The organism is Pseudodesulfovibrio cashew (assembly GCF_009762795.1).
In the GTDB taxonomy this organism is placed as follows: Bacteria; Desulfobacterota; Desulfovibrionia; order Desulfovibrionales; family Desulfovibrionaceae; genus Pseudodesulfovibrio; species Pseudodesulfovibrio cashew.
Window position 1 is genome coordinate 435519 of sequence record NZ_CP046400.1, and the last position, 19161, is coordinate 454679.

General features: G+C 63.3%; 19 protein-coding genes. 17 read left to right on the forward strand and 2 right to left on the reverse strand.

Annotation, left to right across the window (positions count from 1 at the left end; genetic code table 11):
• Positions 1-23: 23 nt before the first annotated feature.
• From GM415_RS01950 to GM415_RS02025, 16 genes are all read left to right on the forward strand, one after another.
• Positions 24-1691, forward strand: coding sequence for an FG-GAP repeat domain-containing protein (locus GM415_RS01950; RefSeq protein WP_158946159.1), 1668 nt, complete (start codon positions 24-26; stop codon positions 1689-1691).
• Between the two features lie 65 nt (positions 1692-1756).
• The gene (locus GM415_RS01955; protein WP_158946160.1) at positions 1757-2770 is read left to right on the forward strand and encodes a TRAP transporter substrate-binding protein; all 1014 of its coding nucleotides are present in this window, start codon (positions 1757-1759) and stop codon (positions 2768-2770) included.
• A 51-nt stretch (positions 2771-2821) separates the two neighbouring features.
• On the forward strand, positions 2822-3310 hold the full coding sequence (locus tag GM415_RS01960; RefSeq protein ID WP_158946161.1) for a TRAP transporter small permease: 489 nt from the start codon (positions 2822-2824) through the stop codon (positions 3308-3310).
• Entirely contained in the window at positions 3310-4614 is a 1305-nt protein-coding gene (locus tag GM415_RS01965; RefSeq protein WP_158946162.1) for a TRAP transporter large permease, read from the forward strand. The genes GM415_RS01960 and GM415_RS01965 overlap by 1 nt, the downstream gene beginning before the upstream one ends.
• Positions 4611-6611 carry an adenosylmethionine--8-amino-7-oxononanoate transaminase gene (bioA, locus tag GM415_RS01970; RefSeq protein WP_242012316.1) on the forward strand — a complete coding sequence of 667 codons (2001 nt, stop codon included), beginning with the start codon at positions 4611-4613 and terminating at the stop codon, positions 6609-6611. The genes GM415_RS01965 and bioA overlap by 4 nt, the downstream gene beginning before the upstream one ends.
• 12 nt (positions 6612-6623) lie before the next feature.
• Complete coding sequence (locus tag GM415_RS01975; RefSeq protein ID WP_158946163.1) at positions 6624-7946, forward strand: sodium:solute symporter family protein; 1323 nt, start codon at positions 6624-6626, stop codon at positions 7944-7946.
• A 340-nt stretch (positions 7947-8286) separates the two neighbouring features.
• Complete coding sequence (locus GM415_RS01980; RefSeq protein ID WP_158946164.1) at positions 8287-9390, forward strand: iron ABC transporter substrate-binding protein; 1104 nt, start codon at positions 8287-8289, stop codon at positions 9388-9390.
• 1 nt (position 9391) lies between these two features.
• Positions 9392-10462 carry a FecCD family ABC transporter permease gene (locus GM415_RS01985; RefSeq protein ID WP_158946165.1) on the forward strand — a complete coding sequence of 357 codons (1071 nt, stop codon included), beginning with the start codon at positions 9392-9394 and terminating at the stop codon, positions 10460-10462.
• Positions 10459-11214 (forward strand): ABC transporter ATP-binding protein, encoded by a 756-nt coding sequence (locus tag GM415_RS01990; RefSeq protein WP_158946166.1) that lies wholly within the window; start codon positions 10459-10461, stop codon positions 11212-11214. Before GM415_RS01985 ends, GM415_RS01990 begins: the two co-directional genes overlap by 4 nt.
• Positions 11215-11240: 26 nt before the next feature.
• Positions 11241-11852 (forward strand): FmdE family protein, encoded by a 612-nt coding sequence (locus tag GM415_RS01995; RefSeq protein WP_158946167.1) that lies wholly within the window; start codon positions 11241-11243, stop codon positions 11850-11852.
• A 207-nt stretch (positions 11853-12059) separates the two neighbouring features.
• Positions 12060-14435: an intermembrane phospholipid transport protein YdbH family protein gene (locus GM415_RS02000; RefSeq protein ID WP_158946168.1), complete on the forward strand. Its 2376-nt coding sequence runs from the start codon at positions 12060-12062 to the stop codon at positions 14433-14435.
• 11 nt (positions 14436-14446) lie between these two features.
• A complete protein-coding gene (locus GM415_RS02005) occupies positions 14447-14668 on the forward strand; it encodes a hypothetical protein (protein WP_158946169.1) in 222 nt (73 codons plus the stop codon).
• A complete protein-coding gene (locus GM415_RS02010) occupies positions 14658-15017 on the forward strand; it encodes a YdbL family probable chaperone protein (RefSeq protein WP_158946170.1) in 360 nt (119 codons plus the stop codon). Before GM415_RS02005 ends, GM415_RS02010 begins: the two co-directional genes overlap by 11 nt.
• A gap of 215 nt (positions 15018-15232) precedes the next feature.
• A complete protein-coding gene (locus GM415_RS02015) occupies positions 15233-16132 on the forward strand; it encodes an RluA family pseudouridine synthase (RefSeq protein ID WP_158946171.1) in 900 nt (299 codons plus the stop codon).
• Between the two features lie 75 nt (positions 16133-16207).
• Positions 16208-16762 (forward strand): BON domain-containing protein, encoded by a 555-nt coding sequence (locus tag GM415_RS02020; RefSeq protein WP_158946172.1) that lies wholly within the window; start codon positions 16208-16210, stop codon positions 16760-16762.
• Between the two features lie 10 nt (positions 16763-16772).
• Positions 16773-17291: a C40 family peptidase gene (locus GM415_RS02025; RefSeq protein ID WP_158946173.1), complete on the forward strand. Its 519-nt coding sequence runs from the start codon at positions 16773-16775 to the stop codon at positions 17289-17291.
• Positions 17292-17371: 80 nt separating this feature from the next.
• On the opposite strand, the gene GM415_RS02030 is transcribed toward GM415_RS02025, so the two are convergent.
• Positions 17372-17827, reverse strand: coding sequence for a hypothetical protein (locus tag GM415_RS02030; protein WP_242012317.1), 456 nt, complete (start codon positions 17825-17827; stop codon positions 17372-17374).
• A 176-nt stretch (positions 17828-18003) separates the two neighbouring features.
• Between GM415_RS02030 and GM415_RS02035 the strand changes: the two genes are divergently transcribed.
• Entirely contained in the window at positions 18004-18894 is an 891-nt protein-coding gene (locus GM415_RS02035; RefSeq protein ID WP_158946175.1) for a hypothetical protein, read from the forward strand.
• Here GM415_RS02035 and GM415_RS02040 read toward each other — a convergent pair.
• The gene (locus tag GM415_RS02040) at positions 18891-19124 is read right to left on the reverse strand and encodes a hypothetical protein (RefSeq protein ID WP_158946176.1); all 234 of its coding nucleotides are present in this window, start codon (positions 19122-19124) and stop codon (positions 18891-18893) included. The genes GM415_RS02035 and GM415_RS02040 overlap by 4 nt on opposite strands.
• Between the last annotated feature and the right edge of the window lie 37 nt (positions 19125-19161).

A 19161-nucleotide genomic window follows, 5' to 3' on the forward strand; every position in this document is an offset into this window, starting at 1 on the left:
ACCATCCCCCAACGGAGGAGTATATGTTGAATCGACGTTTCGTCCTGTCCTTGACCACGTTGCTGGCGGTCCTGCTGCTGGCCGTGCCGGCCCTGGCCCAGGGGACGAAGAAATATGCGGTATTTCCGTTCACCTATAACGGACCCAAAAAATACAGCTACTTTCCCAAGGCATTCCAGGCCAGCCTGAACAACGACCTGGAATGGCCGGGGCACGCCGAGCCCGCCGGCGACAGCGTCATCGATGGCGTGGCAACGCCTTCGGGAACTGCGGATTCCATCAAGACGCTGCGCAGCATCGGCATCGACTACCTGGTAACCGGTTCCATCGCCATCCTGGACAGGGAAGCCAACCTCAAGATCACCGCAGTGGGTGTTGACGGCTCCTCCTGGGAGAGGACAGGCCAGATGCCCATTGACGAGATCACCCCCTGGCTGGACGAACAGAGCGGCATGATCATGGGTGACGTGTTCCAGCGTCCCGGCTACGGCTCCGCCGAGACCAAGGGTGATCAGGAAGACATCAAGGACAGGGTACAGGCCCCCACCAATCCCGCTATCCTCGCCGCCAACGACGACTCCTATCGTTCCGACACCCTGAACCCGCAGTTCCGCTATGAAGGCGGCACCCAGGCCGAGGGAAGATGGAGAAGCCAGACTTTCCGTTTCTTTTCCACCAGCATGGTCGTTGAAGACGGCGACGGTGATGGCCGAAACGAAGTTTTCATCCTGCACAACGACGGCATCTCCGCCTACCGTTTCAATGGCGGCAAGCTCGAGCACCTGGACTCCATGACACTGGCCCCCAACACCCAGTACCTCCGCCTGGAGATTGCCGACGTGAACAGGGACGGTATCAAGGAACTCATCGTGGGAACCTATGTGAGCCAGTACCGGAGCCAGATCAAGGCGCCCGAGGGCTACCCCAGATCCTATATCCTGAGCTTTGAAGGCGACAAATTCAAATACCTCGCCAAGGGCATCAAACTGTTCCTCGGCGTTCTGCGTATTCCGCCCACCTACATGCCCGTGATGGTCGCCCAGAAAAAGGGCCGCCGTCACCTCTTCGACAACCACATGTACGAGGCACTCCTCAAGGACGGCGAGATCGTCAAAGGCCAGCCCGTGTCCATCCCGCCGTGGGGCAACGTCTACAACATGGTCTATCTGCCCGACGGCTTCGGATACCGCTACGTGATCCTCGACGATTTCCACAAACTCATCGTCTACAGCCAGACCATGGAGCGGCTCTACTCGTCCGACAATGACACCTTCAACAGTTCGGGTACCGGCATCGAATACAGCGACAAGCCTGAAGGCATGGGCCCCGGCACGGTGGACGAGGTCGTCTCCACCTACAACGTTCCCTTCCGCATGCTGACCGCCTCATTGACCACCAAGGGCAAGCATGAACTGCTGGCCAACAAGGACCTCTCCATCGCGGCCCAGTTCTTCGAGCGGTTCAAGTACTACTCCCAGGGCGAGATCCACTCCCTGGCCTGGGACGGCGTCGGCCTGAACATGGCCTGGAAGACCAGGCGCATCAAGGGGCAGGTCTGCGACATGGCCCTGGCCGATCTGAACAACGACGGCAAGAAGCAGCTCTGCGTACTGCTCAACACGTTCCCGGGCGGGCTGGGCTTCTCCAAACGCAAGACCGTGGTTCTGGCCTACGACCTGAACACCGATTAGCAAACCCGGCGGACGGCGTAAGAACCGTCCGCCTTTTTCTTTACCCAAACGATGAGAGAGGACCGATGAAAAAACTGATCACCCTGACGGCGACCATGGCGCTGCTGGCGCTCATGGCCGTCTCCGCCCTGGCCGGAACGACCCTGACCTACGCCAACTTCCCGCCCGCGCCCACCTTCCCCTGCGTCCAGATGGAACGCTGGGCCAAGGAAGTGGAGAAACGCACCGGCGGCGAGGTCTCCATCCAGACGTTCCCCGGCTCCACCCTGCTCGGCCCCAAGAACATGCTGCGCGGCGTCCAGACCGGCCAGGCGGATATCGGCTGCCTGAGCCTGGCATACTACCCCGGCGTGTTCCCGGTCATGTCCGCCGTGAACCTGCCCGTGGCCTTCACCTCCACCGAGGTGGCCAGCCTGGTCATGTGGGACCTGTTCACCAAGTACCAACCCGCCGAGTTCAAGGACGTCAAGGTGCTCACGCTTTTCACTTCGGCTCCGTCCCACGTCATGAGCAAGACGCCCGTCAAGACCCTGGCCGACCTCAAGGGGCTTGAGCTGCGGGCCTCGGGCACCATCCTCCAGATCCTCGGCAACCTTGGCGCCCAGGGCGTGGGCATGCCCATGTCCCAGACCCCGGAAGCCCTCCAGAAGGGTGTGGTCAAAGGCCTCGTGTCGTCCTACGACGTGCTCAAGGACATGAATTTCGCCGAGACCTGCCGCTATGAGACGGTCACCAACCTGCCCGTGTACCCGTTCGCGGTGATCATGAACAAGGCGCGCTGGGAGTCCCTGTCCTACAACGCCAAGAAGGTCCTGAACGAGCTCGCCCCCGAGCAGGCCCGCTGGACCGGCAAGTACCTGGACGACTACACAAGCCAGGCCCTGGCCTGGGGCAAGGAAAAGTACCAGATCGAAGAGTTCACCCTGACTCCCGCCGAGTACGCGGAGATCAAGGCCAAGAGCTCCGGTCTGGTTGACGCCTGGAAGGAAGGCGCGGCCAAGGCCGGAGCCGATGCCGACGCCGTCCTGGCCGACATGCTCTCCCTGAAACAGAAATACGAAACCGAACTCGGCAAGTAGATCAAACCCAACGCCCCCCTGCCGGACGGGCAGGGGGGCGTTTTTTTCGTCATGATTGATACACTTGATGCAATCAGCCGGCATATTTCCCGTGGTCTGGCCTTCCTGGCAGGCCTCTTTCTCGTGGGCATGATGCTCCTGGCCTGCGCCAACATGGTTCTTCGCGCGGTCTGGGTGCCGGTGCAGGGCACCTTCGAGCTCATGGGCTTCATGGGCGCGGTGGTGGCGGCCTTCTCCCTGGGATTCGCCCAGCGGGAAAAGGCGCACATCGCCGTGGGTATCCTCCTGGCCCGGTTCCCGGCCCGGGTCCGCAGACTGGCCGACGCCCTGACCTCGGCTGTCTCCAGCGGCTTCTTCATCCTCTGCGGCATGGAAACCTGGAAATGGGCGTCCTTCCTGGTCCAGACTGGCGAGGTCTCGGAGACCCTCCAGATCACCTACTATCCTTTCGTGTTCGCAGCGTCGGCAGGCTGCATGGCCCTGGCCTTTGTCCTGCTCGTGGACACACTCAAAACCCTGACTGCTGAGAAGGTGCAGTAATGGACCCGATTACCGCCGGCATACTCGGCACTCTCCTGCTCCTGGCAGCCATCTTTTTCCTGCGAATCCCCGTGGCCTTCGCCATGGCGCTGATCGGCTTCGGCGGCTTTGCCTACGTCCTCAACTGGAACGCGGCCACGGGCATGCTCGGCACCGAGCTCTGGAACGTCTTTTCCAAATACGGCCTGACCGTCATCCCCCTCTTCATCCTCATGGGCCAGATCTGCTTCTACTCGGGGGTCAACGAGCGGCTCTACAAGTCGGCCTACGCCTGGATGGGCGAAATCAGGGGCGGCATCGCCATGACCACCATCCTGGCCTGCGCCGGGTTCGCGGCCATCTGCGGGTCCAACTCGGCCACGGCCGCGACCATGTCCACCGTGGCCCTGCCCGAGATGAAGAAATTCCGCTACAATCCGATCCTGTCCACCGGCTCCGTGGCTGCCGGAGCGACCCTGGGCGTGGTCATCCCGCCCTCCGTGGTCCTGATCATCATCGGACTCCAGACCTCCCAGTCCATCGCCCAGCTTTTCGTGGGCGGCATGATCCCCGGCATCCTGCTGACCGCGCTCTTCCTCGGCACGGTCTGGTACCTCTGCCGCCGCCACCCGGACTGGGGCCCGGCAGGTCCCAAGACCACCTTCCGCGAAAAGCTGGCCTCCCTGCCCGGCTCCATCGAGATGGTCATCCTTTTCTTCCTGGTCATGGGCGGCCTGTTCCTGGGCTTCTTCACTCCCACGGAAGCGGGCGCGGCGGGCGCGGCCCTGGCCCTGCTCATCTCCGTGGTTTCCGGCGGCATGACGGTGAAGAAGTTCTGGCTGGCCGTGAACGACACGCTCAAGATTTCCTGCATGATCATGGTCATCGTGCTCGGCGCGGTCCTGTTCGGGCGCTTCCTGGCCATCACCCGGCTGCCTTTCGAGGCCGCCAACTACGTGGCCGCCCTGCCCGTGCCGCCCATGCTCATCATCACGGTCATCTGCCTGATCTACGTGGTCGGCGGCATGGTCATGGACGCCCTGGCCCTGCTGCTGGTGACCATCCCCATCTTCTTCCCCGTGGTCACGGCCATGGGCTACGACCCGCTCTGGTTCGGCGTGCTCATCACCGTGGTCACCACCATGGGCGCCATCACCCCGCCCGTGGGCGTGAACATGTTCATCGTCGCCTCCATGTCCAAGGATGTGACCATGACCCAGGTGTTCAAGGGCGTGACCTACTTCATGGCCGCCTATTGCATCTGCGTGGCCCTGCTCATGGCTTTCCCCGGCCTGGTCACCTATGTGCCGGGATTGATGCGGTGACGAAAGGCTTCTTTGTCACCGGCACCGACACCGGTGTCGGCAAGACCAGGGTCACTGCGCTTCTCCTCCGGGCACTGCTGGACGCCGGGCATCCGGCCCTTGCCGTCAAGGCGATACAAACGGGATGCCGGGAGACTGCCGATGGCCTGCAAGCCGAGGACGTGGAGATCTATGCCAATTACGCCGGCGACCATTTCCCGGACGGCTATCCCGACGCCTGCTGCCGGAAGTTCCTCCCGGCCTGCTCTCCGCACCTGGCAGCGGAGTTGAGCGGCGTTTCGATCGATCCGGACCGCCTGGCCGACGAAATTCGCGGCATGGCGGAAGGACATACCCCGGTGCTGGTAGAAGGCGCGGGGGGAGCGGCCGTGCCGCTGGGCAACGGCGCGACCACCCTGGACCTCATGCAACGCCTTGACCTGCCGGTCATCATCGTGGCCGACAACAAGCTCGGCATGATCAACCACGCTCTTATGACCGTAGAGGCAGTGCGCGACAGGGGCCTTAGCGTAGCCGGAGTGGTCGTCAACAACACCACCCCGGCGAACCGGGAAGACGCATTCCTGCGCCGGGACAACGTCGCGGCCATCGCCGAATACGGAGAAGTCCCCATCCTGGCCGACATCCCCCATTCCGCCGCCCGTACGAACGCCGACCCAGCCTGCCCCAACCCCATGGACGGAGCGCTCGCCTCCCTTTTGCTCGAGCCTGAACCGCCGTCCGATGATCTGGATTTCGACCGCACCCACCTGTGGCACCCTTATACTTCGGCCACCCGGCCACTGCCCGCCACCAAGGTCGTCGCAGCCCGAGGCACCCGCCTCGTCCTGAAAGACGGCAGCGAATTGGTGGACGGCATGGCCTCCTGGTGGTGCGCGGTCCACGGTTACAACCACCCGGCCCTGAACCGGGCCGCCCGGGAACAGATCGGGCGCATGTCCCATGTCATGTTCGGCGGCCTGACCCACGAACCGGCGGTGGAACTGGGCCGCGCCCTGATCGGCATGGCCCCCGAGGGCCTCGACCACTGCTTCCTGGCCGACTCGGGCTCGGTGAGCGTCGAAGTCGCCATCAAGATGGCGCTGCAATACATGCAGGCCTCGGGACGAACGGAGCGCACCAAACTTTTCACCGTGCGCGGCGGTTACCATGGGGACACCTGCGGCTGCATGTCCGTCTGCGATCCGGACGGCGGCATGCATCACCTGTTTTCCGGCCTGCTGCCCAGGCAGGTCTTTGCGCCGCGCCCCGACTGCCGTTTCGGCGCGGAGTATGATCCTTCCTCCCTGGCCCAGGCGCGGGACGTGTTCGAGAGGCACGCACGGGAAATAGCCGCCATCATAGTCGAACCCATCGTGCAGGGGGCGGGCGGCATGCGCTTCTACCACCCGGACTACCTGCGCGGCCTCAGGGAACTGGCCGACGAACACGGCGTGCTCCTGATCCTGGATGAGATCGCCACCGGCTTCGGTCGGACAGGCAAACTCTTCGCCTGCCAATGGGCGGACGTCGTCCCGGACATCATGTGCGTGGGCAAGGCCCTTTCCGGCGGCTATATGACCCTGGCGGCAACCCTGGCCACACGGGACGTGGCCGACACCATTTCCGCCGATGGAGGCGTGCTCATGCATGGCCCCACCTTCATGGGGAACCCGCTGGCATGTGCCGTGGCCAAGGCGAGCCTCGACATCCTCCGGCAGAACGCGTGGCAGACGCAGGTCCGGGAAATCGAAGGCTGGCTTGAGCACAGCCTGGAGGGATGCCGTTCGCTGGCGGACGTCACCGATGTCCGGGTCCTGGGCGCCATCGGCGTGGTCGAACTGAAGCACCAAGTCAACGTGCAGGAAATCCAAAAATTCTTCATCAGCCGAGGCGTATGGCTGCGCCCCTTCGGAAAACTCTTGTACGCCATGCCCCCATACATCATCAGCCGCGATGAAGTGGCCAGATTGGGGAAGGCCATATTCGACGCCATCGCGACCGGACGACACGTTTAACAAGGACACACCATGGAATTGCTCGCCCTCTACTGCGCCCTGTTCATCGGAATGGGGGTCTACGAATACATCAAGCGCAAGGATTTCCGCGAATTCGTATTGGCAGGCCGCCGATCAGGCGCGGGCGTTGTCAGTCTATCCATCGTGGCCTCCTGCGTGGGGGCCTCGGCAACCATCGGCATGACGGGCCTCGCCTTCAAGGTAGGAACCCCGGCATTCTGGTGGCTCGGCTCGGGCGCAGCCGGACTGCTGCTCCTCAGCGCCTTCCTGGCAGCCAAGGTACGGAGGGCAAACGTCTATACCCTGCCTGACATGGCCGAACGGTTCATCGCTCCCCCGGCCCGCAAGCTCATGGCGTTGATCATCATTCCGGCCTGGGCCTCCATCCTGGCGGCCCAGTACATCGCTGCGGCCAAAGTGGCGGTATCCCTGTCGGGCATGGGCTACACCACGGCGCTCATCGCCTGCGCCGCGCTCATCACCACCTACACCGTGCTGGGCGGCCAGAACTCCATCCTCAAGAGCGACGTGGTCCAGTACGGTTTCGTGGGCCTCGGCCTGCTCCTTGCCCTCTACTATGCGGGCGCGGCCTCACCCCTGTCCCTGGCCGACGTCAACCTGGAGTTCGCCAACGAAGGCTTCCCCCTGTCCAAGTGGACCTATTTCATGCTCATCGTGGGCGGCAGCTACGTGGTCTGCCCCATGCTCTTCGGGCGGCTCTTCTCGGCCCGAGACGACAAGCAGGCCCGGCGGGGGGCATACCTCTCCGCGGCGGGCATCGCCCTGTCAGCCGTTGTCATCGTCTGCATAGGCCTGTACGCACGCGGCCTGGCCCCGGCGGGTACGGATGCGGACGCCATCCTTACCCGGGTCATCCCGGACATCATGCCTGCCTGGGCCAGGGTGGCGCTGCTCTTCGCCCTGCTCTCCACCATCGTCTCGTCGGCGGATTCCTGCCTTTTCACGGCGGGCACGGTGCTGGAGCACGACCTGCTGAACGGACGCAAGGTCGGCCGCTGCCGCCTGGGCATGCTCGCCATCGGCCTCGGCGCCGTCGTCATCGCCCAGTCAGGCGGTTCCATCCTCTCCCTGCTGCTGGCCGCCAACGACATCTACGTCTGCGGCGTGGTGGCTCCCATGTTCGTAGCCATCCTGGCCAACGGCAAAAGGGAGCTCAACGTGCGCACCATGCTGCTGGCCATCGTTGCCGGCGGCTGTCTCGGCATCGGCGCCGCATACACCGGGGACAAGATATACAGCTATCTCGGTGTGGGTGTGTCCATGGCCCTCTCACTGGCCGCGCTGCTCCAACCGCGCCTCGCCACAGCCCGGTAACCAAAGCCCAGGCGTTCCAGCCCATCTCGTTGCTTTATAGGTCACGCCCGGCCCAACTCCTGTTCTTCCCAGGCCTGCAAAGCCACATGTCAGGTTTGATGCAGTAATGGAAAGCCCGGCCCCGTTCCGGCCACGAAGATCGGCACGGAGGAGGAAGTTATCAAATGCGACGTCCCGGCAGCCCTGCGTGGCCGCCGGGACGTTTGCTTTGTAGATCCTTATTCCGGAGAGCCTTGACTGGACGCGTGGAATTTCCTAGGGTTGCACGGTGTTACTAAATAATATTTTGTAACAAATTTCAGGCTCGATCTTTAAACTAATATAATTATACGGTGAACTAATGAAAAAGATTCTTCATGCCGCCTTGATCGTTTTCGTCCTCGCCGCCACCGCATCGGCGGGTGACCGGACAGTGACCGATTCCGCAGGAAAGCAGGCCCTCCTGCCGCAGACCGTGGAACGCGTCATCTGCTCCGGCCCCGGCTCCCTGCGCATGCTCTGCTATCTCCAGGCCCAGGCCAAGGCCGTGGCCGTGGACGACATCGAAGTCAGAAGAAGCACCTTCGACGCCAGGCCCTATGCCATCGCCAACCCTCACTTCAAGACCATGCCGATCTTCGGCCAGTTCCGGGGACACGACAACCCGGAGCTGATCCTGACCCTGGAACCCCAGCCCCAGGCGGTCCTCAAGACCTATGCCTACAGCATGGGCTACGATCCGGTGGAGTTGCAGGACAAGACCGGCATACCGGTGGTGGCTCTCAACTACGGGGACCTGGGCGCCCAGAGGCAGGAATTCTACCGCTCACTGCGCATCATGGGCGATGTGGTAGGCAAACGGGAACGGGCCGAGGCCGTGATCTCCTATATGGACGGGCTCATCAGAGACCTCGCCAAACGCACTGCGGACATTCCCCAGGACAAACGCCCCACGGTCTTCGTCGGCGGCGTGGCCTTCAAGGGTCCGCACGGATACCAGTCCACCGAGCCCGCCTACCCGCCGTTCGCCTTCATCAACGCAGCCAACGTGGCGCGCGGCAAGGGCATGTCCGGCAAGGAACTCAGCCATTCGGACGTATCCAAGGAAATGATCGTCAAGTGGGACCCGGACTACCTGTTCCTCGATCTCTCCACCCTCCAACTGGGCGACGGCGCGGGAGGCCTGCACGAACTGCGCGCCGACCCGGCCTACCAGACCCTGAGCGCAGTGCGCGAAGGCCGGGTATATGGCCTGCTCCCCTACAACTGGTATTCGCGGAACTACGGTTCCATCCTGGCCAACGCATACTTCATCGGAAAGCTGCTCTACCCGGACCGCTTCACGGACGTGGACCCGGCGGCCAAGGCGGACGAAATCTTCACTTTCCTGGTGGGCGGCCCCGTGTTCGAGGCCATGGATCAGATGTTCGGCAACCTCGCCTACCAACAGCTGCCCCTGGACTGACATGCACTTCTCAGACGGACAAGTCCCGGAGGAATACCGCCGCTATGTGGGCCGGAAAACCTTCCTGATCTCGGCAGCGGCCCTGTTGCTGGTCGCATTGCTGCTCACGGCAATCTCCCTGGGCGCGGCGGGCATCCCGCTGGAGACCGTGGCCAGGAGCCTGGCCGGATTCGAAGTCTCACGGCGCCATGACGCCATCATCTGGAGCATCCGCCTGCCCCAGGCCCTGGCCGCCATCGTGGCGGGCGCGGCCCTGTCCGTGTCCGGCGTGGTCATGCAGTCCATCCTGCGCAACCCGCTGGGCGCGCCCATTACCCTGGGCATCTCCCACGCCGCAGCCTTCGGGGCCGCCTTCTCGGTCATGATCCTGGGCGGCGGCATCATGTCCTCCACAGGGGCGGACGCGGTGAACATCACCAACCCGTACCTGACCACCTTCACGGCCTTTGTCTTCAGCATCCTGGCCGCCGCCGTTATCATCGGCGTGGCCCGGCTGCGAGGCACCACGCCAGAGGCCATGGTCCTGACCGGCGTGGCGCTCAGCGCGCTCTCCACCGCAGGCACCATGTTCCTGCAATACTTCGCGGACGACGTGCAGTTGGCGGCCATGGTCTTCTGGACCTTCGGCGACACCAGCCGCGCCTCCTGGTCGGAGCTGGGCATCATCACCGCCGCCGTGATCCCGGTCTCCCTCTATTTCGTGGCCAACAGCTGGAACTACAACGCCATCGACGCGGGCGACGAGACCGCCAGAGGGCTTGGCGTACGCGTGGAGCGGGTGCGCATGACCGGCATGCTGCTGGCGTCCATGCTCACCGCCGTGGTCATCGCGTTCCTGGGCATCATCGGATTCGTGGGGCTGGTGGTGCCGCACATGGTCAGGCGCGTCATCGGCTCGGACCACCGCTTCCTGATTCCGGCGTCCATCCTCGTGGGCGGGCTGCTCCTGCTTGTCTCGGACACGGTGGCCAGGCTGATCCTCGCGCCTCACGTGCTGCCGGTCTCGGTGCTGACCGCCTTCATGGGCGCGCCCGTGTTCATCTATCTCATCATCAGGGGGCAACAGCGATGATCCTTTCCGTCTCGCGTCTCGATTTCGACTACTCCGGCCACCGGGTGCTCAGCGCCGTGGACTTCGACCTTGCTCCGGGCGAACTGCTGGCCATCCTCGGCCCCAACGGAGTGGGCAAGACCACCCTGCTCAAGTGCATCAACGCCATCCACTCCCCGTCAGGCGGGACGATCATGGTGGAGGACCGCAACGTCCTGAAAATGGCACCCCACGAAATCGCCCTGAGCATTGGCTACGTGGCGCAGCGCAACGACGCCGCGCGGATGACCGTGTTCGACGCCGTGCTCATGGGCCGCAAACCCCACGTCAGTTGGAAGGTCCGTGACCATGACCTGGAGATCGTGGACTCGGCCCTGCGGCGGCTGCACATGGACCACCTCTCCCTGCGCCACATCGACCAGCTCAGCGGCGGCGAACTGCAAAAGGTAGCCCTCGCCAGGGCCATGGTGCAGGAGCCGCGCCTCATGCTCCTGGACGAACCCACCAGCGCGCTTGATCTCAAGAGCCAGGTGGATATCCTGAACCTGCTCAGGCGCATCGTCACCGAGCACCGCATCGGCGCGGTCATGACCATGCACGACCTGAACACGGCCCTGCGTTACGCGGACAAGGTCCTGTTCCTCAAGGACGGCCGCATCCACTCCACCGGCCCGGCCTGCCAGGTGACGCCCGACGTCGTCGAAGAGGTCTACGGCCTACCCGTGGACATCCACAGGGTCAGCGGACGCCTTCTGGTCGTTCCGGCGGCCTGAAACCGAAAACCCAAAGGACAACAACCATGCCCTGCACCATCCCCGAATCACTCATCTCGGAAACCATATCCTTTCACGGCCATGTCTGCCCGGGCCTGTCCATCGGCATCCGCGCCTCGGAGCTGGCCATGCGCGACGTTGGCGATCCCCGCGAAATCTCCATGGTCGCCGTGTCCGAAACCGACATGTGCGGCGTGGACGCCATCCAGTTTCTGACCGGCTGCACCTTTGGCAAAGGCAACTTCATCCACCGCGACTACGGCAAGATGGCCTTTTCCTTCTACGACCGGGACTCGGGCAAGGGCATCCGCGCCGTGCTCAACACCAAAGGCCGCGACAGCCTGTTTCCCGAGTACAGCGCCCTAGTCAATAAGGAGGCCGCAGGCAAGGCCACCGACGAGGACCGGCAGGAACTCGCCCGGATACGCATAGAACTCCAGAAGCGCATCCTGGCCATGGACCTCGACGCCCTGTTCGACGTCACGCCCGTGGACAAGGGGCTGCCCCGCCCTGCGCGCGTGCTGGAAAGCCTGGTCTGCGCCAAGTGCGGCGAGTCCGTCATGGAATCGCGCACCCGCAGGCTCGGCGGCGAAACCCTCTGCATCCCCTGCTTCACTGCCCTGGACCAGAAGTCGTAGAATTGCCTCCGGCGGCCGGGGGAAGGGGAAGAGGGAACCCTTTTGAAAAGGGCTTTCCTCTTCCCCTTCCCCCGGACCCCATCCCCTTCTCCCTCCTAAACTTTTTGCCGCTCGCTTCGCTCGAAAACGAGGGACAACCAAGTCATATTTTCTCTTCCAAAAAATGGCGGCTTGCCTTTGAGCTTGGGGTGGTTGTATAGCTCTTAAATGGGCGCTTCTCTTGGCAAACGTGTCCTCAAGTGGACTCTGCTCGGCCTGCCGTGGCTGTTGGCGTTGCTGCTGGCGGCGGGATGGGCGCTGACCGCGTGGACGCCGGGCTATCTGGAAGAGCTGGTACCCCGGATGGCGGCGGACATGGGGCTGCCCCTCACGGAATTCCATATTCGTGACGCAGGACTCTTCTCGGCGGACATCGGCCCGGTCCGACTCGGCCCAGAGGACGGCGGCGTAAGGCTGGCCAACGTGCACGTCACCTACACCCCGGCCTCACTCAAGCAGGGGCGCGTCAACGCCGTAATCCTGGACGGAGTCGTGCTGGGCTGCGCCTGGGACGGCGAAAAATTTACACTACCCGCCATGGACCTGATCCCGGCCTCCGAAGGAGGCAATGAATACAGATCCTTGCCGGAACTGCCCCTTAGCCGACTGGAAATCCGGGACTCGCGCCTGGAGTGCGCCATTGAGGGCAAAGGCTTCACCCTTCCGTTCTCCGTCACTGTCACCCCGGGCGATCGCCTTGAGTTTCAGGGCAAAGTCATCCCCCGCGACCAGACAGTACGCTTCAAAGGAACGCTGGGGCCGACCCTGGACGATCTGACGGCCAACGTCTCGGCGCAAGGGTTCCGGCTGGGTGCGCTGGCCGACCTGCTGCCCCTGCCCGTGGGCGGCGAGGCGGAACTCGTCGCGGACGCCACAGTGAACCTCGCGGACCTCGACACGCTCAAGGCCGAACTGCGGGCGACGGTGAAAACCCCTATCCTGCCCGACACCGGTGTTACTCTGGAGGAAGGAGCCACCCTGGACCTGCAGGCCACGGTTTCGGGGCAAACCGTGGACTTTTCCCTGGCTCCCGTACGGCTAAGCGCCCCCCAACCCGCAATTTTCACCATCGAATCCGGCCACGCCGAACAAAACGCGCTCAGCGTCGACGCCTCCGTGGAGACCATGGGCATACGCCTGCCTGTGTCGTTTACGGCCAAACGAAACGGCGAACAATGGGACGTCGACCTGGCTTCCTCGTCAACCGAAAGGCTGGCCCTGCAGACCGGAGGGCGGACCATCCGCCTCGCCGGGCTTGACCTCTCCCTGGCCGGAACCGCCTCGCCGGAAGCGGCGGACGTGGTGCTCAAGGCGTCCACCCGCGGCGCATCGCTGGAAGGTGTGGACGCACGAACAGGGACGGTCCGACTTTCCCTGCCACTTAAATGGCCCGCGCCAAAGCGGCATGCGGCGGGCTCCCTGTCCATCGCTAACATCCGCTACGGCAAGTACGCGGTGGGTAAAATCTCGGCCAAGCTGCGCCAGGAGGGCATGGGGCTGAGCCTGGACGGCAGTCTTGCCACCGGCCTGCTGCCCGGCCTGCGAGCGTCCCTGTCCGGCAAGGCATCCATGGAGACCAGAGAGGCGGAGTTCGCCTTTGACGTGCCAGCATACGCTCTGCCTGAGGGATTCGATCCGGCTGGCCTGGCCCCGGCCCTCAAGGACGTGGCCCTGTCCGGCAACCTCAGCGCCGAGGGCGGGCTGCACATCCGGGACGGCAACATCGACAGCCGCCTGGGAGTGTTCCTGACCGGCGGTTCCCTGGTCATGGGCAAGGAGGGCGGCACCCGAATAGACGGCATCCGTCTCTATTTCGAATCCCCGGACCTGATTGATTTCCGTAGCGCGCCCGCTCAGCTCCTGGCCTTCGACAGCCTCAGCGCCGGGCCGGTGTCCGTGGGCAAGGGCGTGGTCACCTTCCAACTGGAGCCGCGCGGCGTGGTCCTGGTGGAACGTATGGAGTTCGACTGGTGCGACGGACACGTGGCCAGCCGCGCCTTCCGTGTGGTGCCGGGGCATGAGGAGTACGACATCACCCTGTTCTGCTCCGAGCTCAAGCTCTCCAAACTCCTGGGCCAGCTCGGCCTGGCCGAGGCCAAGGGGCAGGCCGCCCTCTCGGGCGAACTGCCCGTGACATGGAAGCGCGGGAAAATTTCGTTCCACAACGGATTTTTGCACTCCACGCCGGGCGAAGGCGGCACCATCCAGGTGGAGGCAATGGAGGATTTGGTGTCAGCCATCCCCGAGGGCACGCCCCAGCGCGGACAGATCGAACTGGCCAAGGAAGCCATCAAGGATTTCGACTACAAGTGGGTGCGGATCAAGGCCGACTCCGTGGGCGATGAGCTGCTGGTGCGCCTCTCCGTGGACGGCAAGCCCGCCTCCACGCTGCCCTTCATCTACCGCCGGGAGTTCGGTGGCTTCATGCGCGTCACCGGCGACGTAAAGGGCTCCAATTTCCAGGGCTTGCGCCTGGACGTGAATTTCAGCTTACCCTTGGACCGCATTTTGCTATATAAGGATGTCATCAACATGATCGAATAGGGAGACTCGGTATGAAAAATCTGCTCACGGCGGGCCTATGCCTGACCCTGGCAATGCTCTGGGGATGCCAGACGAGCCATCGTGTCGAAGTCGCTCCGGTGGAGGTTAAACCCATCCACATCACCATCGACGTCAACGTCAAGGTGGACAAGGAGCTCGACGACTTCTTCTCGGACATCGACGACGCGGGCGCGGACAGCGCCGCAACCACGGAGGACACCAATGCCCAATAGACGATATCTCATCGCCCTGCTCGCGCTCCTGGCCTGCCTCGTGGCGACCACAGCCACGGCGGGAGGGCTCAAGGACCGCATGATCCAGCGAAAGCCCGCCATCGACGCCATGCTCGCCAAGGGCGTCATCGGCGAAAACAACGTCGGCATGCTGACAGTGCGGGGCAGCGCGGACAAGGGCGTGGTCAGCGCGGAGAACGCGGACCGCGCCAAGGTCTACGCCGCCATCGCCAAGAAGACCGGGACCACCCCGGCCGTGGTCGGCCAGCGAAGGGCGGCCAAGATAGCCCAGCAGGCCCCTCCCGGCACCTGGCTCCAACAGCCCGGTGGCCAATGGTATAAAAAGTAACCGGCAAGGCACCAGAAAATCAAAACGGGCGACGCAATGAAAACCATTGCGTTGCCCTCTTTTTGCAAATCAAGCCCCCGCGCCAAAGGTGCGAGAACGGGGATGCAAGGGGCTCACCCCCTTGGCCGCCGGAGGCGAAATCATTCGTCCATGCCGCGCAGCGGCTTTCAACTCCTGATTTCCCTCTCTCGGCCCTTCCCCAACAGGACCACTCAATGCCCCAAGCCCAGTTCGTCACGGTAACCGAAGCCGAATCCGGCCAGAAGCTGCTCCAGTACCTGGAACGCCGCCTGACCGGCGACGTGCCCCGCGCGGCCATCCAGCGATGGATACGCAAGGGACAGGTGCGCGTGGACAAGGGCCGCAAAAAGCCCTTCGACCGCATCGCCGCCGGGCAGGTGGTGCGCATCCCGCCCTACACGCCGGGCGAAAACCGGCCGGAGGTCTCCACCGCGCCGCTGGATATCGTCTACCAGGATGAACACCTGATAGCCGTGGCCAAGCCCGCCGGGCTGGCCGCACACGGCGGCGACAAGGTCGAGGACTCGGTGGCCGCTCGGCTGCGGGGCATGTTCCCGGACGCGGACTTTTCCCCCACCCTGGCCCACCGGCTGGACCGGGACACCTCGGGGCTGCTCCTGGCGGCCCGTGACTACGAGACCCTGCGCTCGCTCAACGACGCCTTTGCCTCGGGCGGCGTCGGCAAGCTCTACCTGGCCTGGGTAAAAGGCAGATGGGACGAGCCCGGCACGATCCTGCTGGAGGACCAACTGGAGAAGCGTGGCGCGCCGGGCGAGGAGACAGTGCGCACAGGCTCGGGCAAGACCGCCCTGGCCAGGGTCACCGGCCTCATCACGGGCGACGAATACAGCCTGGTGGCCGTGCGCCTGCTGACCGGGCGCACGCACCAGATCCGCGTCCAGCTCGCCTCGCGTGACCACCCGGTGGCCGGTGACCGTAAATACGGGAAAGGACGTGAACGCGGCCCCATGCGCCTGCATTGCCATGCCATGCGCGTGGGTGAACTTCCCCTCTCCCTGGCCCCGCCGTGGTCCGGCAAATGGGAAGTGCCCGAAGCGGCCCTGAACCGGTGCCCGCCCCTGCTCTCGGAGTGACGAACACGGTTCGGCTTGCGGTCACGCCCCGGAATGCGTATGTAGACATAGTCTAGAAACTCTCAGGGGGAACCCATGAAACGACATCTGACCATTCTTATGCTTCTGCTGGCCCTGGTGGGCCTCCAGGCCCTGTCCGGCTGCGCGGTCTACGACGTGGCGGTGGAAGAGCGCAACGCAGGCGACTGGGCCAACGACAAGCAGATATCCTTTTTGATAGAAAAACAGTTCCTGGAAGACGACGCCATCAAGTACCTCGACTTCGATGCGTACAGCTATTACGGCCACGTCTATCTGGTGGGCGAATATGAAAATCGCGGCCAGGTGGAGCGCGCCGTGGCCATCGCCAAGGCCACCGAGGGAGTGCGCCAGGTGACCACCTACTTCCTGCCCAAGCGGGAGGAGGACCTCTGCGGCACCACGGACAATCTGGAGATCTCCGCCACCATCCGCCAGAAGCTGATCACGGACAAGACCATCTGGTCCACGAACATCGACATCGAGATGATTCAGTGCAACGTGGTCCTGCTCGGCGTGGTGGGCGACAAGACGCAGAAAGCCAAGGCCGAGGCCTACGCCAGGGAGACCCCGGGCGTGCGCAACGTGAAATCCTACCTGACGGTCAACTGACGGGAGGGCGATGTCCTGCAGCACCGCCCATACGTTTTGTAAAGCCGCAGGCGCGGCCCTGTGCCTGATCCTGCTGCTCATGGGCGGGTGCGCGTCCAGGTCCGTGCCGCAACCCGAGTCCGAGCCCCGGCATGCCACCCGGCAAAAGGCCTCTCCGAAGGCCGCCGCCGTCATTCGCACGGCCCGCGTTCTGCTCGGCGCGCCCTACAAATGGGGCGGGACCTCCCCGAAAACGGGCTTCGACTGCTCCGGCTTCGTCTGGTTCGTCTACCATCAGAACGGGATCAACCTGCCCCGCATCTCCTGGCAGCAGTTCGGGGTGGGCGAGGCCGTTGGCTTCGAGGACATCCGCCCCGGCGACCTGCTCTTCCACAAGGTGGACAAGGGAGCCAAGTCCCTGCACGTGGGCATCGTCACGGACCGGGGAACCTTCATCCACGCCCCCAGCTCGGGCAAGCGGGTCATGGAGTCGCTCCTGAGCAACGAGTACTGGCGGACGCACTTCATTGGGGCGCGGCGACTGCTGTAGTTCACCAATTCAATTACCTGCTCAAGAAAAAAGGCCGCCTCCCCAAAGGAAGCGGCCTTTTTACTCTCGCGCGGCAATCGCTATTTCGGCATCAACGGCTTGTAGTACATGCCGATCTTGATGCGGTCCGTGGTATACTGGCTCTTGAGCTTGATCTTGAGCTTGTCGTTCTCCCAGCGATACACGTCCCAACCCGAGTCCTTCTTGGTGTCGGGCAGGCCGTACTCGTCCACGAGCAGGGAGACGACCTTCTGGACGTCCTTGGCCTTGTCGATCTCCACAATGGTGGTGTAAAGGCGGTTCTCCCGGAATCCGTAGGTCACGCGGGTGTCCTCGATCTTGGAAATGCCGCAGGCCTCCACCTTGGTCACCTTGTAGTAGCGGATGCCGTCGGCGGTGTGGGAATATTGGATCTGCTCCACGGCGGTGAGCGGCTCGCCCCACGGAATGGCGTTGCACTTCGCACTCTCGGCCATGGCGGGCAGCGCGGCCAGCAACAGCAGCAACAGGGTCGACAGACAGACAAATTTTCTCAACTCGGCCTCCTCATGGCTCATCGAAATGAATGCAATCCTCAACTTTCGGCACTGTCACGGACCCGGAAGCCGCTGTCAACCCATATCCCGCGCCTTGCCCTGGATTTCCGCTGGCCTCAAAGCCCTGAACACGGTATGTGCGAACGGTCGATACGCAATATCCAAGGAGACTCCCCATGCGGAAGATTTTCGTCCTGCTCGCCCTTGCGCTGCTGCTGCTCCCCGGCTGCGTCGCCGGGAAAAAGGTCACGCCCGTGCAACCCGCGACCAGGGTCGCCCCCAAACAACCTGCCGCCAGGGTCACGCCCGAGCAATCTGCGGCCAGAATCACCTCCGCCCACTTGGCCCAGATGGAAGTCACGCCGGTCACCACCCCGACGGTCTACAGATACGGCCCGGCCAGAGGGACCGCCCGCATGACCCTCAAAAGCGAGAGCAACGGCAACTCGGAGACTTCGATCTTCATCATGAAATATTCTGTTTCAAAGGTGGGAGACTCCCTGCTCTGGCACATATTCATCCCGGAATGGACCAGCGAAGGGGAGCACGTCAAACCCATGGTGCCCCTGGTGGACATCACCATGGACACGGATGACAGGGGCGTGGTCGGCGAGACAAAAACCACCTACCCGCTTTTTGAAGCGCTGCGCATCACCGACCCCAAGGTGTTGGCTTCCTTGAACAGGACAGCGGAAAACATCAAGCGGCTAGTTTACCCACTCCCCGAGGGGGCCATATCAAACGGTGATGTGATGATCAACGCCCAGCCCAATCTTTCCCTGGAAGCGCTCGGCCCCATCAAGGGAGCCGTGCAAAGTCGGCTTGAAGGGGAGTTTTCCAGCGACGGCAAGCGATATGTGGCGATCGCCTCGGCAAACAGACTTTCGACCTCGCTCAAGGGGGAAGACATACCCCTTTATTTCGATACGACAGGCCGGACTATTTTAGCCAAGGACAACATGGACGCGCTTTATTCCGAGGCGCAAGTTGTCTGCCGCGACGCCCTGGCGAACGAACTGGCCACGACCAAGATCATCTTTGAAAAGATTTCCGACGACCTGAACTAGCCGTTGGTCTTGGTTCCCTTGTAGGTGAAGGCTTTCTTGTCCATGGTGTAGTAGGAGCCCCGGTCGATGCCCACGGCCTTGCCGCAGGCGCACCATGCCTTGCCGTCCCGTTCGACCAGGGTGTAGACCTTGCCGATGCGGTCCTTGTGGCAGCGGTGCACTTCACCCTGCCCGATCTTGTGGTACTTCCAGAGCTTGCGGCGGCAGGCCGCGCATTTGAGCGTCAACATAGCGCCAGCCTAGCGCAAACCCGGCGCGGGCTCAAAT

What these genes read in the sequence shown, in the direction of transcription:
- GM415_RS01950 (WP_158946159.1), top strand. Translation starts at nt 24, where the DNA reads ATGTTGAATCGACGTTTCGTCCTGTCCTTGACCACGTTGCTGGCGGTC.
- GM415_RS01955 (WP_158946160.1), top strand. Translation starts at nt 1,757, where the DNA reads ATGAAAAAACTGATCACCCTGACGGCGACCATGGCGCTGCTGGCGCTC.
- GM415_RS01960 (WP_158946161.1), top strand. Translation starts at nt 2,822, where the DNA reads ATGATTGATACACTTGATGCAATCAGCCGGCATATTTCCCGTGGTCTG.
- GM415_RS01965 (WP_158946162.1), top strand. Translation starts at nt 3,310, where the DNA reads ATGGACCCGATTACCGCCGGCATACTCGGCACTCTCCTGCTCCTGGCA.
- GM415_RS01975 (WP_158946163.1), top strand. Translation starts at nt 6,624, where the DNA reads ATGGAATTGCTCGCCCTCTACTGCGCCCTGTTCATCGGAATGGGGGTC.
- GM415_RS01980 (WP_158946164.1), top strand. Translation starts at nt 8,287, where the DNA reads ATGAAAAAGATTCTTCATGCCGCCTTGATCGTTTTCGTCCTCGCCGCC.
- GM415_RS01985 (WP_158946165.1), top strand. Translation starts at nt 9,392, where the DNA reads ATGCACTTCTCAGACGGACAAGTCCCGGAGGAATACCGCCGCTATGTG.
- GM415_RS01990 (WP_158946166.1), top strand. Translation starts at nt 10,459, where the DNA reads ATGATCCTTTCCGTCTCGCGTCTCGATTTCGACTACTCCGGCCACCGG.
- GM415_RS01995 (WP_158946167.1), top strand. Translation starts at nt 11,241, where the DNA reads ATGCCCTGCACCATCCCCGAATCACTCATCTCGGAAACCATATCCTTT.
- GM415_RS02000 (WP_158946168.1), top strand. Translation starts at nt 12,060, where the DNA reads ATGGGCGCTTCTCTTGGCAAACGTGTCCTCAAGTGGACTCTGCTCGGC.
- GM415_RS02005 (WP_158946169.1), top strand. Translation starts at nt 14,447, where the DNA reads ATGAAAAATCTGCTCACGGCGGGCCTATGCCTGACCCTGGCAATGCTC.
- GM415_RS02010 (WP_158946170.1), top strand. Translation starts at nt 14,658, where the DNA reads ATGCCCAATAGACGATATCTCATCGCCCTGCTCGCGCTCCTGGCCTGC.
- GM415_RS02015 (WP_158946171.1), top strand. Translation starts at nt 15,233, where the DNA reads ATGCCCCAAGCCCAGTTCGTCACGGTAACCGAAGCCGAATCCGGCCAG.
- GM415_RS02020 (WP_158946172.1), top strand. Translation starts at nt 16,208, where the DNA reads ATGAAACGACATCTGACCATTCTTATGCTTCTGCTGGCCCTGGTGGGC.
- GM415_RS02025 (WP_158946173.1), top strand. Translation starts at nt 16,773, where the DNA reads ATGTCCTGCAGCACCGCCCATACGTTTTGTAAAGCCGCAGGCGCGGCC.
- GM415_RS02035 (WP_158946175.1), top strand. Translation starts at nt 18,004, where the DNA reads ATGCGGAAGATTTTCGTCCTGCTCGCCCTTGCGCTGCTGCTGCTCCCC.
- GM415_RS02040 (WP_158946176.1), bottom strand. Translation starts at nt 19,124, where the DNA reads ATGTTGACGCTCAAATGCGCGGCCTGCCGCCGCAAGCTCTGGAAGTAC.